The sequence below is a fragment of the Flavobacterium sp. GNP008 genome (assembly GCF_056428965.1).
In genome coordinates, this window is the sequence record NZ_JBWJVL010000019.1 from 1 (window position 1) to 274 (window position 274).

Annotated in this window: 1 protein-coding gene; it reads right to left on the reverse strand. The window is 57.7% G+C overall.

Annotated features, from left to right (window positions below; all coding sequences use genetic code 11):
* On the reverse strand, positions 1-274 hold a 274-nt coding region (locus tag AC0608_RS13710), incomplete at both ends, for a GTPase (protein WP_478289459.1).

Below are 274 nucleotides of genomic sequence, written 5' to 3' on the forward strand. Positions count from 1 at the left end.
TGATGGCTTGCAGGGTTTTCACCACGGAGAACTTTTCAACTTCCTCGTGGATCTTGCCGCGCTTGCGCACACCGGCGGTGTCGATCAGCGTGTACTTTTCGTCATTACGCTCGAACGGGATGTAGATGCTGTCGCGGGTGGTGCCGGGTTGGTCGTAGACGATGACCCGGTCTTCACCGAGCATGCGGTTGACCAGGGTCGACTTGCCCACGTTAGGGCGGCCGATGATGGCAATCTTGATACCGTCTTTTTCACTCGGGCCCGGAATGCGCTT